Annotated in this window: 19 protein-coding genes and 1 pseudogene; 7 read left to right on the forward strand and 13 right to left on the reverse strand. The window is 45.6% G+C overall.

Annotated elements, in window-relative coordinates; translation table 11 throughout:
* Positions 1–4: 4 nt before the first annotated feature.
* Positions 5–643, forward strand: coding sequence for a hemolysin III family protein (locus tag NYE28_RS11570; RefSeq protein WP_007409529.1), 639 nt, complete (start codon positions 5–7; stop codon positions 641–643).
* A gap of 117 nt (positions 644–760) precedes the next feature.
* Positions 761–1911, forward strand: a protein-coding gene (locus NYE28_RS11575; RefSeq protein ID WP_094031235.1) for an IS3 family transposase whose coding sequence is annotated in 2 segments (ribosomal slippage) — positions 761–1034 and positions 1034–1911 — 1152 coding nt in all. Because the reading frame shifts where the segments join, the coding sequence is not laid out codon by codon here.
* Between the two features lie 60 nt (positions 1912–1971).
* On the opposite strand, the gene NYE28_RS11580 is transcribed toward NYE28_RS11575, so the two are convergent.
* From NYE28_RS11580 to NYE28_RS11625, 10 genes are all read right to left on the reverse strand, one after another.
* Positions 1972–2595: a lysophospholipid acyltransferase family protein gene (locus NYE28_RS11580; protein ID WP_043021188.1), complete on the reverse strand. Its 624-nt coding sequence runs from the start codon at positions 2593–2595 to the stop codon at positions 1972–1974.
* Between the two features lie 21 nt (positions 2596–2616).
* On the reverse strand, positions 2617–3102 hold the full coding sequence (locus NYE28_RS11585) for a dihydrofolate reductase (RefSeq protein WP_032870014.1): 486 nt from the start codon (positions 3100–3102) through the stop codon (positions 2617–2619).
* Positions 3099–3893 (reverse strand): thymidylate synthase, encoded by a 795-nt coding sequence (locus NYE28_RS11590; protein ID WP_025284896.1) that lies wholly within the window; start codon positions 3891–3893, stop codon positions 3099–3101. The genes NYE28_RS11585 and NYE28_RS11590 overlap by 4 nt, the downstream gene beginning before the upstream one ends.
* Before the next feature lie 99 nt (positions 3894–3992).
* Positions 3993–4601, reverse strand: a complete 609-nt coding sequence (locus NYE28_RS11595) for a YpjP family protein (protein WP_007409526.1) — start codon at positions 4599–4601, stop codon at positions 3993–3995.
* Between the two features lie 262 nt (positions 4602–4863).
* Positions 4864–5634 carry a class I SAM-dependent methyltransferase gene (locus NYE28_RS11600; protein WP_032870018.1) on the reverse strand — a complete coding sequence of 257 codons (771 nt, stop codon included), beginning with the start codon at positions 5632–5634 and terminating at the stop codon, positions 4864–4866.
* A gap of 39 nt (positions 5635–5673) precedes the next feature.
* Positions 5674–6108 carry a BrxA/BrxB family bacilliredoxin gene (locus tag NYE28_RS11605; protein ID WP_003153619.1) on the reverse strand — a complete coding sequence of 145 codons (435 nt, stop codon included), beginning with the start codon at positions 6106–6108 and terminating at the stop codon, positions 5674–5676.
* Between the two features lie 81 nt (positions 6109–6189).
* The gene (gene ilvD, locus NYE28_RS11610) at positions 6190–7866 is read right to left on the reverse strand and encodes a dihydroxy-acid dehydratase (RefSeq protein WP_007409524.1); all 1677 of its coding nucleotides are present in this window, start codon (positions 7864–7866) and stop codon (positions 6190–6192) included.
* Between the two features lie 253 nt (positions 7867–8119).
* Positions 8120–9253 (reverse strand): conserved virulence factor C family protein, encoded by a 1134-nt coding sequence (locus NYE28_RS11615; RefSeq protein WP_160223135.1) that lies wholly within the window; start codon positions 9251–9253, stop codon positions 8120–8122.
* 68 nt (positions 9254–9321) lie between these two features.
* Positions 9322–9930 carry an HD domain-containing protein gene (locus tag NYE28_RS11620; protein ID WP_099566863.1) on the reverse strand — a complete coding sequence of 203 codons (609 nt, stop codon included), beginning with the start codon at positions 9928–9930 and terminating at the stop codon, positions 9322–9324.
* 11 nt (positions 9931–9941) lie between these two features.
* Complete coding sequence (locus tag NYE28_RS11625) at positions 9942–10424, reverse strand: glutathione peroxidase (protein ID WP_007409521.1); 483 nt, start codon at positions 10422–10424, stop codon at positions 9942–9944.
* A gap of 283 nt (positions 10425–10707) precedes the next feature.
* Between NYE28_RS11625 and metA the strand changes: the two genes are divergently transcribed.
* From metA to cspD, 4 genes and pseudogenes are all read left to right on the forward strand, one after another.
* Positions 10708–11613, forward strand: coding sequence for a homoserine O-succinyltransferase (metA, locus tag NYE28_RS11630; protein WP_003153608.1), 906 nt, complete (start codon positions 10708–10710; stop codon positions 11611–11613).
* Positions 11614–11837: 224 nt separating this feature from the next.
* Entirely contained in the window at positions 11838–12980 is a 1143-nt protein-coding gene (locus NYE28_RS11635; RefSeq protein ID WP_007409520.1) for a diglucosyl diacylglycerol synthase, read from the forward strand.
* A 93-nt stretch (positions 12981–13073) separates the two neighbouring features.
* Positions 13074–13185 (forward strand): annotated as a pseudogene (locus NYE28_RS11640) (hypothetical protein); the annotation flags it as partial.
* Positions 13186–13200: 15 nt separating this feature from the next.
* Complete coding sequence (gene cspD / locus NYE28_RS11645) at positions 13201–13401, forward strand: cold-shock protein CspD (protein ID WP_003153604.1); 201 nt, start codon at positions 13201–13203, stop codon at positions 13399–13401.
* Positions 13402–13452: 51 nt separating this feature from the next.
* Here the strand turns inward: cspD and NYE28_RS11650 are convergent, their stop codons facing one another.
* Positions 13453–13635 carry a hypothetical protein gene (locus NYE28_RS11650; RefSeq protein ID WP_012117812.1) on the reverse strand — a complete coding sequence of 61 codons (183 nt, stop codon included), beginning with the start codon at positions 13633–13635 and terminating at the stop codon, positions 13453–13455.
* Between the two features lie 162 nt (positions 13636–13797).
* Here NYE28_RS11650 and NYE28_RS11655 point away from each other — a divergent pair, with 162 nt between their 5' ends.
* Positions 13798–14055, forward strand: a complete 258-nt coding sequence (locus tag NYE28_RS11655; RefSeq protein ID WP_007409519.1) for a DUF2564 family protein — start codon at positions 13798–13800, stop codon at positions 14053–14055.
* A gap of 26 nt (positions 14056–14081) precedes the next feature.
* Here the strand turns inward: NYE28_RS11655 and NYE28_RS11660 are convergent, their stop codons facing one another.
* Complete coding sequence (locus NYE28_RS11660; RefSeq protein WP_015240062.1) at positions 14082–14264, reverse strand: zinc-finger domain-containing protein; 183 nt, start codon at positions 14262–14264, stop codon at positions 14082–14084.
* Between the two features lie 2 nt (positions 14265–14266).
* Entirely contained in the window at positions 14267–14938 is a 672-nt protein-coding gene (locus NYE28_RS11665; RefSeq protein ID WP_076425341.1) for a ribonuclease H family protein, read from the reverse strand.
* Positions 14939–14969: the final 31 nt, after the last annotated feature.

A 14969-nucleotide genomic window follows, 5' to 3' on the forward strand; every position in this document is an offset into this window, starting at 1 on the left:
TTGATTGTTCACAATAAAAGAAGAAATCGCAAATGCCGTCACACACGGAATCGGTGTATTGCTGTCGATTCCGGCGCTTATTTTTCTCATTATCTTCGCGGTGAAATACGGCTCGCCGACAGACATCGTCAGCTTTTCAATCTTCGGCGCTTCAATGCTGCTGCTGTATCTCAGCTCGACTCTTTTGCACAGCATTCAGCATAAAAAAACGAAAGACATTCTTGAGATTGTGGATCATTCCGCGATATACGTATTAATAGCCGGAACATATACGCCATTTTTATTAGGACCCCTTAAAGGGGCGCTCGGTCTGACCCTTTTAATTATTGTTTGGTCGCTTGCCATCGGAGGCATCGTGTTTAAAATCTTTTTCGTGAAGCGGTTTATCATTTTTTCAACGCTTGTCTATTTAATGATGGGCTGGCTGATCATCGTCGCCATTAAACCGCTGTATGCTTCGCTGTCAGGCCCCGGTTTCGGCCTTCTTCTTTTCGGCGGCTTATTGTATTCCGCCGGCACAATATTTTATATTTGGAGAAAGGTTCCGTATCATCACGCCATTTGGCACAGTTTTGTTTTAGGCGGCAGCGCCTCGATGTTTTTCTGTATTTTATTTTATTGCGTCAAAGTCCCCTTTATCTGAAATAAAAAGCACAGCCTCTCTATGGGACTGACCCCATAATATGAGACAAACAAAAAACACCTTCAAGTTTGAAAACGGATCGTTGTTATCCGAAATTAGACTTGGAGGTGTTTTTCTATGAGGGCAAGAGTGAGTTATCCGGTTGAAGTCAAACAGAAGGCTGTAGAAATGAGATTGGCGGGCGTGCCTGTGAAGGAGATCATGCAGGAATTGAATATAAAGAATAAGACGCAGGTGCAGACATGGGTCAGGTGGTATAAAGCTGGGGACACACATCGATTCGAACAACCTGTCGGAAAGCAATATTCTTATGGAAAAGGTCCAGAGTATTCTTCCGAATTAGAGAAACTGCAGGCAGAAAATCGTTATCTGAGACAACAGAATGAAGTGTTAAAAAAGTACAACGAATTGGAAAGGAAGCTGATAGCGAAACGCCAGTCGAGCTTGTAGAAGCATTGCGCAGCACAATGACCATAAAGGATATCTGTATTCATTTAGGTATCTCACGAGCATCTTATTATCGTTGGAAGAAGAATCTGATGAAAGATAACCCTAAATACCATTTAGAAAAACAAATCGGCACGTTGTGCCGAGAACACAAGTATCGATATGGCTATCGGAAAATCACAGCCATATTAAAAAAGGGAATGCGTATGAATCATAAAACGGTTCAGCGCATTATGCAGAAGAATCAGTGGCAATGCCGGGTTAAGGTGAAAAAGCGTAAGAAGAATGGGCAGCCATATGCCGTGGCCGAGAATATATTGGATCGGAACTTTCAGTCTGATCGCCCTCTGGAAAAGCTAGTAACGGATATCACATATTTGCCTTATGGGCAGAAACAATTGTATCTTTCCAGTATATTGGATTTATACAATGGAGAAGTGATTGCTTTTACGATTGGCGATAGACAGGACACAGACTTTGTCTTACACACACTTGATCAGCTGCCCGCACTGCCAGAGAACTGTGTGTTACATAGTGACCAAGGTTCTGTTTATACATCTTATGAGTATCAGAAAGCTGTTAAAACAAAAGGCATTACCATGAGCATGTCCCGCAAAGGGACGCCCGCTGATAATGCCTCCATCGAATCGTTTCATTCCTCACTAAAGTCTGAAACGTTCTACCTCGACAGGTTGGAAAGCACTACGACGACCATCGTAGAACAAACTGTCGAAACCTATATACACTATTATAACAACATTCGTATTCAAACGAAACTAAACAACCAGCCGCCGGTCACATACCGACAGCTGGCTGCTTAAAGGTGTTTTGATCCCTGTCTCAAAAACGGGGGTCAGTCCCCTATAGAGACTGTGCTTTTTTTATGCACGGAGCCGTTTCTGACCGGCCGGATAATAAGCGGGCTTTATATGTAATTCAATGTCAGCCGGTTTCAGCCGTTTCAGTAATCTGCCCCGCAGCAGCCGGTCTGTTCCCGAAGTGCTGACAGGCACAATCGGGAGATCGAAACGAAGGGCCAGTTCCTCCGGATTGATTTTGCCGTCTTCGGACAGAATCAGACTTTGACCTTTTTGCAGACGGACTTCCGCCTCCTGAAACACGGCATCCCGGCTGTCTCCGTCACAAATGACACCCATCAGCCGCAGCCAATTTCCGAGAAACGGCATCCGGAAAGCTTTCTCGCCAGCGATAAAACCAGCCGGCTCTTCAAGATGTCCCGCAAGCAGCAGAAGATCAGCCGGGCGCAATCTGGGATGCACATACAATACGGGGCCGTCCGGTATCGGCTGATCATGATGAATGCCGATTGCCGATCCCGACACGTCAATGCAGCCTCTCATAAAGACTTTCGGCCGCTCATACACCAGCCTCATCTGTTTTTGAAAAGAAAGCCGCGGGTCAAGCTCTTTTTGATTGATATATTCCTGAATATTTTTCATGAACATAAATACAACGTACATCACAAGGCAGCCGTAACGAATCAATTCTTGTCCCCCTGCTTAAACTCAATTCTTTTTCTCGTATACAAAGTACTCATAATCGTAAGGGTTTTTTTCATCTTTTACTCCCTGTTTGCGGGATGTCAATTCCCATTCAGCTTCATTAAATTCCGGAAAAAAACGGTCTCCTTCAAAGACATGGTGAATTTTTGTCATGTAGAGTCTGTCCGCATAAGGAAAGAGCGCACTGTACAGCTGGGCGCCGCCGATCACAAAGCATTCTTCATCGGCCGGGATCAGCTTGAGCACTTCCTCAGCCGAGTCGGCGGTAATACAGCCCGGGAATAAAGATTCGTCCCGTGAGGTTACAACGATGTTACGCCGATTCGGAAGCGGGCGTCCGATTGATTCAAACGTTTTCCGCCCCATTACAATGGTGTGGCCCGTCGTCACTTTTTTGAAATATGCGAGATCATCGGGAAGGTGCCAAGGCAGATCGTTATCTTTTCCGATCAGCCGGTTTTCATCCATCGCAAAAATAAACGAAATCATACGCTGACAGCTCCTTTTATGTGCGGATGCGGGTCATAATCCTCAATGATAAAGTCTTCAAACGTAAAATCAAAAATAGAATCAACATTTCGCGCAAACCGCAGTTTCGGCAGCGGACGGACATCCCTTGTCAGCTGCAGATTCACCTGCTCCACATGGTTTTGGTAAATGTGGACGTCTCCGAATGTATGAACAAACTCACCCGGTTCAAGTCCCGTCACATGCGCGATCATCAATGTTAAAAGCGCATAAGACGCAATATTAAACGGCACGCCGAGAAAGACATCCGCTGAGCGCTGATAAAGCTGACACGACAGTTTTCCGTCCGCGACATAAAACTGAAACAGGCAGTGGCAAGGCGGAAGCGCCATATGATCAATTTCGCCGACATTCCAAGCGCTGACGATTAAACGTCTGGAATTCGGGTTTGTCTTGATGTCATGAATCAGCCGGGAGATTTGATCAATGGTCTCGCCGTCCGCTCCGCGCCATGAACGCCATTGAGAACCGTAAACCGGTCCGAGTTCTCCGTTTTCATCTGCCCATTCGTTCCAGATGCGGACTCCGTTTTCCTGAAGGTAGCGGACATTCGTATCTCCTTTTAAAAACCATAGCAGCTCATGCGCGATGGATTTAAAATGGAGCTTTTTCGTCGTAAGCATCGGGAAACCTTCCTGAAGGTTAAACCGCATTTGGTAGCCGAACGTGCTGATCGTACCCGTTCCCGTACGGTCTCCTTTTTTTTCTCCGTTTTCTAACACATGACGGCACAAATCTTTATATTGTTTCATTTTTTTCATCCTTTTAAAGTAGTCTTTTAGTAGTGTAACACAATAAAAAATCATTTCTGCAAAATTTCTCAGAAATGATTTTTTTATTTCTTCTCGCTATTACACGCTCATCCAGTCAGGCGGCGTATTGCGGTCCCAGTAAATGCTGCCGAGCTCATGATGTGACTGAAATCCGTCTTCAGCGGTATGGTAATGAAAATTAAACCAGTAGCCGTCTTGCGGGGGATGATCCCGGCGGACGTGGAACCTTAAAAGATCTTCACCCGTCAGCCTGTTATACACATGAAAAATTTTTTCGGTTTTTCCGGCCGACGGTTTGCTGGAAATAACCACATCCTGATACGCTTCATCATCTTGAAACTTGGCTAAATGTCCTGTGATCACATCTTCGATTTTCGGCAGAATTTCACTTCTGTAATCATCTTCAATGACCGGAGAGATTTTGCTGCCGAATTTTAAAAATGATTGATTTTCAGCATCACCGAGAAGCTGCTGCTGATACGATTGAAACAGTAATTCAGGCTCCCGCCCTGCCTTCTCTTCTCCCGGCAGGGCGTGTTCATCATAAAAAGCGGTGTAATCATTCTGCTCAAGACTGCTCGACTGTCCTGAAGGCTTGTCTGTCATCAAAGCAGCCGGAGGAGACACGAGTCCGAACGTTACAATGGTAAACAGAACCACAAGGGTCTTTTTCATCCACAATTTCATGACAGATTGTTCCCCTCTGTTTTATTGTCCTCTTTTCCTTTATTTTAGCATAGATGAAAGCGCGGCGTCATGTCCGGCAGCGTATTATCATGCAATATGGGAAATTGGTAACTGTGACCGAGCGGATAAACCGCTTACAATAAGAAGGAGAAAAAGGAGGGGATGAGATGATTAACGCTTTATTTGCGACAGTATCACTTCTCACGCTGCTTTATTTTGTCGTTATGGAAATCACTGATTAACGAAAAAGAAGCCCATGATATCATGAGCTTACATGGATGACACCGAAGTGGAAAAGCGCCGTCTTTCTTTTCAGCACCTTGAAGCCGTATCGTTCAAACCGCGGGCTTTTCCAATGGTCTTTAAGCACTACGCATTTTTTCGCCGCCCGGACGGCTTGCGTGATGCACTCTTCGTTAAAACCCTCTTCTGCCAGCGCGCGGAGCGGTGCAATGCCGTCTGACGTTTCAACAGGTTCGTGAAACATCGGGTCAAAATAAATGACATCTACCGATGAATCAGGAAGCTCCCGCAAATAATCGGCGCAGTCGGCATGTTTGACCTGAATGCGTTTCATGGCGGTTTGGAGCTGCTCCATTCCGGTTTCCCACGTTTGAAGTCCTGTTTCAACAAGCAATGAGACAAGCTTGTTTTTCTCCAGGCCGATGACTTGTCCGCTTTTTCCGACTGCCAGGCTTGCCAAAATCGCATCGGATGCCAGGCCGAGCGTACAATCTAAAAAGGAATCCCCTTCGCGTAATCCGGCTGCTTTTAACAACGGCTCGGCTTCCCCTCTCAAAAACCGCTTTGCGCGGAACATCGCTGTATTCGGGTGAAAAAAGAACTTCTCCCCTTGCTTCGTGTAAAGTTCGAACCGTTCCTTTCCGATGACTAAAAGATCGCTAGCCGCTCGTTCCAGCATTTTTTCAATGGGCTGTTTATTGCGGCTGCAGTAAGTGTCACCCAGCTTGACACTGAGCGACTGCGCTGTGTGTATCGTATATTCGCTTGGTCTGTAACTCGTTGTGATCATCTTTTTCTCCAAAAAGAAAATGCCCGGAATTCGGGCATTTCAGCAGTGCGCATCGAAGGCATCCGTCAGATTTTTCATAATTTCCTCCATGTCATGCCCTTCGATTTCGTGGCGGGGAATAAAATGAACGACCTCTTTCCCTTTTAACAGCGCCATTGAAGGCGAGGAAGGTTCCTGCCCCGTAAAATATTCACGCATTTTTGCAGTTGCGTCTTTATCTTGACCGGCAAATACGGTAACCGTATGATCAGGCGCTTTTTCATGCTGTAAAACAGCCTGAGTCGCAGCCGGACGGGCAAGACCTGCTGCACAGCCGCACACGGAGTTGACAACGACCAATGTCGTGCCCTCTGCCTGTTCCATAAAGCTTTCTACTTCTTCAGCAGTCGTTAATTCCTGAAAACCCGCACCCGTCAGCTCACGGCGCATCGGCACGACCAGCTGGCGCATATATTCTTCATAAGCCATTGACATAAAAAAGCCCCCTCTAAAATCCTTATATGAAGTCAAGGATACTATAGAGGGGGCCGGAATTCAATTGTTCAGGCCTCTGTTTTATATTTTCATGATTCCGCCCGTATTGGCGCTTGTTACGAGTTTGGAATACCGGGCCAGATATCCTGTTTTTACTTTCGGCTCGAAGCCTTTCCATTCGGCCTTGCGTTTTTCCCATTCTTCTTCAGGCACTTGTACGTCCAAAATCCGTTTTTCTATGTCAACGATGACATGGTCACCGTTTTCTACGAATGCGAGCGGGCCGCCTTCAGCCGCTTCAGGCGATACGTGCCCGATTGAAAGGCCCCGGGACGCTCCTGAAAAACGGCCGTCTGTAATAAGCGCCACTTTCGGGCCAAGCCCCATTCCGACAATCTGAGACGTCGGAGCGAGCATCTCCGGCATGCCCGGGCCGCCCTTTGGCCCTTCATAACGGATAATGACAACATCTCCTTCTTTTACTTTGCGGTTTATAATGCCTTCAAGCGCGGCATCCTGGGAATCAAAGACGACAGCGGGACCTTCATGTCTTGTAATCCCGTCCTGTACGCCGCCTGTTTTGATAATGGCGCCGTCCGGAGCCAGATTCCCAAACAGGACGGCCAAACCGCCTTTTTCGGTAAACGGATTGTCAAGCGGATGAATCACGTCATAATCCTTTACTTCATGACCCGCAATTGTTTCTCCGAGTGTGCGGCCTGTTACAGTCAGCGCGTCAAGATGAAGCGCCCCTTCTTTTTTCGCTAATTCATTAAGGGCCGCCGAGACTCCGCCCGCTTCGTGCAGATCTTCAATGAAGACGTCCGAGGCCGGCGCCAATTTCGATAAGTGAGGCACTCGTTCAGCCACTTCGTTAATGCGTTCTAAAGAGTACTCAACCCCAGCTTCATTGGCAAGCGCAAGCGTATGTAGCACTGTGTTGGTTGAGCCGCCGAGAGCCATGTCTAACGCAAATGCGTTGTCAATCGCTTTTTCGGTGACGATATCGCGCGGCTTAATGTCTTTTTTGATGGTCTCCATCAATTGGGCCGCTGATTTTCTCACAAACTCTCTTCTTTCCGGTGAAGTTGCAAGAATTGTTCCGTTGCCCGGAAGCGCCAGACCGAGCGCTTCAGACAGACAGTTCATGGAGTTTGCCGTAAACATGCCCGAACAAGATCCGCACGTCGGGCAGCCGAACTGTTCCAGCTCCTGCAGGTCGCTTTCACCGATTTTCCCGGCTTGATATGCGCCGACGCCTTCAAATACTGAAGAAAGCGAAATTTTGCGGCCGTCGCTTGTGCGGCCGGCTGCCATCGGCCCCCCGCTGACAAAAATGGTCGGAATATTAATCCGCATAGCCGCCATCAGCATTCCCGGCGTAATTTTGTCGCAGTTCGGAATGCAGACCATTCCGTCAAACCAGTGCGCCGAGACGACCGTTTCAACTGAATCGGCAATGATTTCGCGGCTCGGCAGCGAATATCTCATGCCGATATGCCCCATTGCGATTCCGTCATCTACTCCGATCGTGTTAAATTCAAAAGGCACACCGCCCGCTTCCCTGATTGCTTCTTTTACGATTTTTCCAAATTCCTGCAGGTGAACATGCCCGGGAACGATATCGATGTATGAATTACAGACCGCGATAAACGGCTTGCCGAAGTCCTCTTCTTTTACGCCGGCAGCGCGAAGAAGGCTGCGGTGCGGCGCTCTGTCAATTCCCTGTGTGATCATGTTGCTGCGTAATTCTGCCATGGTGATCCCCCTACTGTTTTTAGACTGTGCACTATTTTTAAAATTTTCAGTTTATTCTAGGGCGCGTTCTGCAAATTTTACAGTGTCTTTGCCCTGTCTCGCTTTTCTATTCTTTCTGTATTTCGATAAAAACCCTCCAACAATTAATATTGTACTTACTATATAGAGTTTTGAATCATTTTTCAACAATATTCTAAATAATTTTTATAAAAAGTGAATTCAAATAAAAAAGGTGCATGGGCGCACCTTTTTGTTATAACTGTTCTTTTTTTCTGCTTTCAGTCATCTGTTTCCAGACTGAACCTTTCGCCTCTTCTCCGTGCTCAATCCGTTCAATCGCCATTTTGACTTGCAGGCTGACTTCGAATTCCGGATCGTCTTCCGCCGCTTTTAATGCTTCCAGCGCGCTTTCATCGCCGACTTCATATAAAAACATGGCCGCGCGCCAGCGCACGAGCTTACTTGAGTCACTGAGCGATTTTATCATGGCCGGGATGGCGCTCGCATCGCCGAGATCCGACAGACAGTCACCCGCCGTCCTTCTGACCGTCACCGTTTTGTCTTCAAGCGCTTTGTATAACAGCGGAAGCACAGACGGCTTTTCGATCATTCCCAAATAAACGACGGCTTGTCTTCTGATCGAAGTCTTCGGATCATGCAGCGCCTTTTCCAATACTGGTAAATCGTCTTCATCCGGATCCATTTGCTCAAGATGGGCATAGCGCTGTTTCCAGTCTTCATCATCAAGCATGTCCAGTGTCACTTTATAAGCTTTCCGCTGCACTGCCGGTTTGGCCTCACCCTTTTGCTGTGCGACTGCTTCTGTCAGGCGTTTGAGCCGCTCATCACTGTAGGCGGCCTGAAGCTCTTCTGTGACATCGTGTCCGATTTCGGTAAAATCTCCGAAGCGCACGCCTTGTTCTTTCCAAGTCCGCTCAAATACAACATTTGAAGCTTCGGAACGCAGCTTTAAAATGGCTTCTTGGAAACGTTCCGGAAGGCCGAAGCGTTCTTCACGTTCGCCGTCCGTCAATTTGACCTGCATCGGGATTCCGCTGAACATTTGTACGAAAACTTTCACTTCACCGAACGATTCCTGTTCAGAACGGCTCTCAGACTGCTCCGTATGTTCCATTCCGAAGGCGGAACGGACCTGAGGCAGAATTTCCTTCCAGTCAAAACGTGCGTTTCTCTCCACAGCCAGGAAATCGGCAACGTGATAAACGCCCTTTACTCCTTCAATGTTTAAAATATCACGTACGACAACCGGAGCATCATCTGCCTGATCGGGCTTGTAATTGTTGCTTTTCCCTGCCGGAAGCTCTTCAGTCAAAATCACTTTCATCGTGTTCGGACTCGGCGTCGGTTCTATTGATTTAATCTTCATATTGGTCCTCCTATGCGCAATCTGACACTTATTCTAACATAGTCGGCACAAGCGTTCTATTGCACCGCTTAGCTTTTGCAAATGCCGGCCTCTTTTTGGATACGGGCGGCGAACTGTAAAAGAAATTGATGCCGCTCCTCTGCTAAACCGGCCCCCGCTTTTGTATTCATTAAGCCTTTAAGCTTGATTAATTTATCCTCTATATGGGCCAGCACACTTGTTTGAGTTCCGTACATCGGATGACCCTTCGCCCCGGCAAACATAAAAGCCCTGCCGATGCCCGCTGCGCCGATCGCATCAAGCATGTCTGCATCCTGAACAACTTTCCCCTCCAATGAAAGCGGCCGCTTTATCAGCAGTTCCCTGTGTCTGAATGACATTCTCGTGATAATATCCGTGATCTCCTGAATGGAGTCAGCCGCGATGTTGAAAGCAGCCAGCCGTTCTGTCACTTCGCCCGCCGTCAGCCTTTCGCTTTTTTCGAGCTTGGCGTCAATCAGATCATGAACCAGCGCGGCCGTCTCAGTGATAAATAAGTCGGCGCCTTCTTCTTTTGCCATATAAACAGAAAGTGTTGCGACCCGGGAAATATGAAGCCAGTCATGGCCCGTTCGTTCATTGATAAGCTTGTCTCTGACCCAATTCCTGACGCTTTCCAGCTGCTCTTTTTCGTTCACCGTATCACCTCTTATCGGGCCAAAAGCCTCTGCACCGTATCTTCAAGCTCTTTTGGGTTGACGTTCGGTGAAAAACGCCCGGTGACTTCACCGTTTCGGTCCACGATAAACTTAGTGAAATTCCATTTGACCGCTTTTGTGCCGAGCATCCCCTTCGCCTGTTCCGTCAGATATGTGAAGAGAGGATGAGCGTCTGCTCCATTGACATCAACTTTCGCAAACATCGGGAATGTGACTCCGTAGTTTTTCACACAGAACTCTTGAATTTCCGCTTCGTTTCCAGGTTCTTGGTTCATGAATTGGTTGCAGGGAAATCCCAATATTTCAAGACCTTCCTCCCGATATGTATCATAGAGCTCCTGAAGCTGCTTGAGCTGGGATGTGAACCCGCATTTGCTTGCTGTATTCACAATGATCATCACCTTGCCTCTGTAAGCCGATAGCGTCATGTCTTCGCCTGTTATGGTCCGTACGTTTATATCGTAAATTGTCATCTGCGGCCCTCCTTTTTACATTCTCCATTTATTTTACCTGTTTTACACTGCAAAACAAACGGAAACCGCTTTTTCCTTCCACTTAACGGAAAACGTTTTTTTCGAGGAACCAAACGGCTCTTTACCCGTCATAATAAAGAGCCGCTCCGAATTTATGCCCATTTGCCGCTTTTATCCCTGTCATTATGCGTTAAATGCGGTTTATTACGCCGGGATGGATTGAAAAATGGCTTAAAAATTTCTATAATGAAGAAAATTAACGGGGAATAACGGAGGTGGCATGTTGCCTATTAATATACCAAATCACCTGCCCGCTAAGCAGGTGCTTGAAAGTGAACACATCTTTGTAATGGATGAAAGCCGGGCTTTTCATCAGGATATCCGGCCGCAGAAGATCGTGATTTTAAATCTGATGCCGAAAAAAATCCAAACGGAAACCCAGCTCCTCAGGATGCTTGGGAATTCACCTTTACAAGTTCACTTTACGTTCTTAATTCCGAGCACACATACTCCAAAAAATACGGCAAGGCAGCATCTGGATGAATTTTATACGGATTTTTCCAGCATCCGCCACAAACGGTTTGACGGAATGATTATTACCGGGGCTCCGATTGAGCACCTGCCGTTTGAAGATGTTTCTTACTGGGAAGAATTGAAGGAAATCATGGAATGGAGCAAAACGAATGTCACTTCAACCCTCCATATCTGCTGGGGCGCTCAAGCCGGTTTATACTATCATTACGGCATTGAGAAAGTGGAGCTGCCGAAAAAAATCTTCGGTGTGTTTGAGCATACCGTTCTTAAAAAACATGAGAGATTGGTAAGAGGATTTGACGAGCTATACTATGTGCCCCACTCACGGCATACAGATATTAATACGGAGCAGCTGCAATCGGCTTCGGATCTGGATGTGCTCAGCGTTTCAGAGGAAGCGGGGGTCTGTTTAATCGTTTCAAAAGACGAAAAACAGATTTTCTTAACGGGTCATCCGGAATATGATACCGATACGCTACTTCAGGAGTATGAGAGAGACATAGAGAGAAATCTTTCAAACGTAGAAGCTCCTAAGCACTATTTTGCGCCCGGCGGGAAAGAACCTGTTAACCGCTGGAAAGCTCATGCAACGTTATTGTTTATGAATTGGCTGAATTATTACGTATATCAGGAAACCCCGTATGAATGGGATTAATTTTTGTTTTGAGTGATACGGTGACAAAAATATGATAAAATACTCTTGATTCAGTATGCGTATAACAAAACTTTAAAATAATGGAACATATCAATTAAATTTAGTTTAAATATGTTGCCGCGCTTATTATAAAATGATGCACTTGTGTTATGTTTATCTATAGACAATAACTCCTTACGATGCATGAAGCTTGCTTGTTGTTGATTACATTGAGGTGAATTTACTTGAATACCAATAAAAAAGTATTAATTTTGACTGCAAATTACGGAAACGGGCATGTTCAAGTGGCCAAAACGCTCTACGAACAGTGTCTGCGTCTCGGCTTAGATGTGACGGTTTCCAATTTGTATCAAGAGTCAAATCCGATTGTTTCAGAGGTTACTCAATACCTTTATTTAAAAAGCTTCTCAATCGGGAAACAGTTTTATCGTTTGTTTTATTACGGAGTTGACAAAATCTATAATAAACGCAAATTCAATATTTATTTTAAAATGGGAAATAAACGTTTAGGCCAGCTCGTCGAAGAGCATAAGCCGGACATTATTATCAATACATTTCCGATGATTGTCGTACCGGAATACAGACGGAGAACCGGAAAAGTGATCCCGACGTTCAACGTTATGACCGATTTCTGCCTTCACAAAATCTGGGTTCATGAAAATGTTGATAAATATTATGTCGCCACAGATTACGTGAAGGAAAAACTGATTGAAATCGGCACTCACCCGAACAACGTAAAGATCACGGGCATTCCCATCAGGCCTCAATTCGAGGAATCAATGCCGAAAGAGCCGATTTATAAAAAATACAATCTCTCTCCCGACAAAAAAGTTCTTCTTATTATGGCGGGAGCGCATGGTGTGCTGAAAAACGTAAAAGAACTGTGCGAAAATCTCGTTCATGACGATCAGGTGCAGGTTGTGGTGGTATGCGGCAAAAACAGCTCGCTGAAAGAATCCCTCAGCAGCTTGGAAGGTGACAATGCCGACCGGCTGAAAGTTCTGGGCTATGTAGAAAGAATTGACGAGCTGTTCCGTATTACGGACTGCATGATCACGAAACCGGGCGGCATCACACTGACGGAAGCGACGGCGATCGGAGTACCCGTTATTTTGTACAAACCAGTTCCCGGGCAGGAAAAAGAAAACGCCATTTTCTTTGAAGATCGCGGTGCGGCTGTCGTGGTCAACCGCCACGAAGAAATTTTAGAGTCTGTCACCTCCCTTCTTGCGGATGAGGAGAAGCTGAACCGGATGAAGGACAATATTAAAAGCCTTCACCTCCCCAACTCTTCTGAAGTCATTTTGCAGGACATTATAAAAGAATCTGAAATGATGGCCGGGAAGGCGGATATGGCATTATCGTAAAAGAAAAGCACACGAATGATTCGTGTGCTTTTTGTTTTTTCCGGTTAAGCTTTGTTACTGGAAAAATAAAGATAAAAAATAGGGAGCGGCCGCTTGACGTCCGCTCCCATATGGTGTATAGTTGAACCATCATTTAACAACGTTTACATACGTACGGTTGGATGATGACAAAATTTTTTTTAGCACGAAGGTGCTACAGTACTAGGAGGAATTAAGCAATATGCAAAACGGTAAAGTAAAATGGTTCAATAACGAAAAAGGATTCGGCTTCATCGAAGTTGAAGGCGGAGACGACGTATTTGTTCACTTCACTGCTATCGAAGGAGAAGGATACAAATCATTAGAAGAAGGACAAGAAGTTTCTTTTGAAATTGTCGAAGGTAATCGTGGACCTCAAGCTTCTAATGTTGTAAAACTCTAAACTCAATACATGTTGATCAGATGACAAATAGAGGAGAGGCGTATGCCTCTCCTATTTGATTGCCGTCTGAATCTCAATTGCGACAAGATTCTGCTTGCAGCGCTGCTCGATTTCTTCAATTTGTTTCTCCATTGACGGCATTCCTTTTTTTGCCATTTCCGCTAAACTTCCCAAATCACCGTATATCTCTTTAAATGTCTGCTGAAGGATTGTTTTTAAATCTTTATCATTCACGGCTGGTTTTTCCCTTCTCTCCCAAGATACCCTGAATAATAGTAAATAAGCCCTAATTAATCAGGTTCAATAGTTATATCGGCTTATTTTCTATATTTTTTTCTATTTTCCGTACATATTTCTAAAAAAAAATCTCCAAACTATTTGCGGAGGTGTTTTTTAATGGACTCTGAATTTTTTCCAAACGGACTGACGGATAAACGCCAGCTTGAATTAGCGGTGGAAACGGCCCAGAAAACAACGGGAGCGGCTACCCGGGGCCAAAATTCAACTTTGGTGGAATCTGCATACCAGGCGATTCAGGATGCCAGAACGATGTCACAATCCAGTGAACTGCAGGCTCTCGACCAGGATTTTCTGCAAAAGCAGCGAATGCTTCTCGACGATTGCCAGCATCAGCTTGATGAATTCGAAAAATAAAACCGCAGAAGCTGCGGTTTTATTTTTTATTGATTTGTCAGCTCCTTGCCGTAGGCTTTCAGCTTCTCCCCCACCGTGCATTGGTTGATGCAGAAAGAATGAGCGTGATTTTTTCCAAACTCTTTGCGGAAATGCTTTTTTACGAAACAGTCTTTGCAATATTCATCCTGAAGCTCTGTCAATTCTTTATAAATGCTTTTTTTATCCAATATCAGTCATCTCCGTTACCTTCTAATGTTATACGGCTTTCAATCTGCCGGTCCGAGAGAATTTTTCTGGCAAGGTCATCCGCTTCTTGATTTTCCTTTCGGTTTACGGCTTCATATGTCGGTGTCAGCTTTAAGGATTCGAGCAGCGCTTCAATTTTATCCAGCCATTCGTTTTGCGTTTCATCATAACACGGCCAGCTGCCGTCAAGCTGATGTAAAACGACGAGGGAATCCCCTCTTATCGTGATTGAATTTCTGCTTGCGCCAAGTTCCTGCACTTCCTTAAGCGCTTCGTATAAAGCGGCATATTCCGCCTCATTGTTCGTCTGAAGCGTTAAGCTTTTGTTTTTCCGTATGCGGTATCGCTTGCCGCCGATAGAATAATACACGACAATTCCGAGTCCGGCGCGTCCGCTTGTTTTGTCAAAGCCGCCGTCGAAATACACTGTAATGTCGTCAGGTTCGTGCGCAAGCTCTTCAGTAAGCTTTTCTAATTCTTTAAGCGTCCAGCTCGCGCCTTTTTCATCCTCAAAATAAATGTCTTTTATATAAGGAAAGCGGCTGACTTCTCTTGCAAGCATGCGCGCTTTCGGAACGGTCAGCCAATCTTCGGAAAAAAACGCGACAGGGCCTGTTCCTTTTGCTTCTATTTCGATATACGGCTTAAGATTCATTGAAATCACCTTACCATTCATTAGTTGACGG

This window comes from Bacillus sp. FSL R5-0443 (genome assembly GCF_038608285.1).
Taxonomy (GTDB): domain Bacteria; phylum Bacillota; class Bacilli; order Bacillales; family Bacillaceae; genus Bacillus; species Bacillus velezensis.

What these genes read in the sequence shown, in the direction of transcription:
- NYE28_RS11585 (WP_032870014.1), bottom strand. Translation starts at nt 3,102, where the DNA reads ATGATTTCGTTTATTTTTGCGATGGATGAAAACCGGCTGATCGGAAAA.
- NYE28_RS11595 (WP_007409526.1), bottom strand. Translation starts at nt 4,601, where the DNA reads ATGAAATTGTGGATGAAAAAGACCCTTGTGGTTCTGTTTACCATTGTA.
- cspD (WP_003153604.1), top strand. Translation starts at nt 13,201, where the DNA reads ATGCAAAACGGTAAAGTAAAATGGTTCAATAACGAAAAAGGATTCGGC.
- NYE28_RS11655 (WP_007409519.1), top strand. Translation starts at nt 13,798, where the DNA reads ATGGACTCTGAATTTTTTCCAAACGGACTGACGGATAAACGCCAGCTT.
- NYE28_RS11625 (WP_007409521.1), bottom strand. Translation starts at nt 10,424, where the DNA reads ATGACAATTTACGATATAAACGTACGGACCATAACAGGCGAAGACATG.
- NYE28_RS11590 (WP_025284896.1), bottom strand. Translation starts at nt 3,893, where the DNA reads ATGAAACAATATAAAGATTTGTGCCGTCATGTGTTAGAAAACGGAGAA.
- NYE28_RS11615 (WP_160223135.1), bottom strand. Translation starts at nt 9,253, where the DNA reads ATGAAGATTAAATCAATAGAACCGACGCCGAGTCCGAACACGATGAAA.
- ilvD (WP_007409524.1), bottom strand. Translation starts at nt 7,866, where the DNA reads ATGGCAGAATTACGCAGCAACATGATCACACAGGGAATTGACAGAGCG.
- NYE28_RS11665 (WP_076425341.1), bottom strand. Translation starts at nt 14,938, where the DNA reads ATGAATCTTAAGCCGTATATCGAAATAGAAGCAAAAGGAACAGGCCCT.
- NYE28_RS11605 (WP_003153619.1), bottom strand. Translation starts at nt 6,108, where the DNA reads ATGTCAATGGCTTATGAAGAATATATGCGCCAGCTGGTCGTGCCGATG.
- NYE28_RS11600 (WP_032870018.1), bottom strand. Translation starts at nt 5,634, where the DNA reads ATGATCACAACGAGTTACAGACCAAGCGAATATACGATACACACAGCG.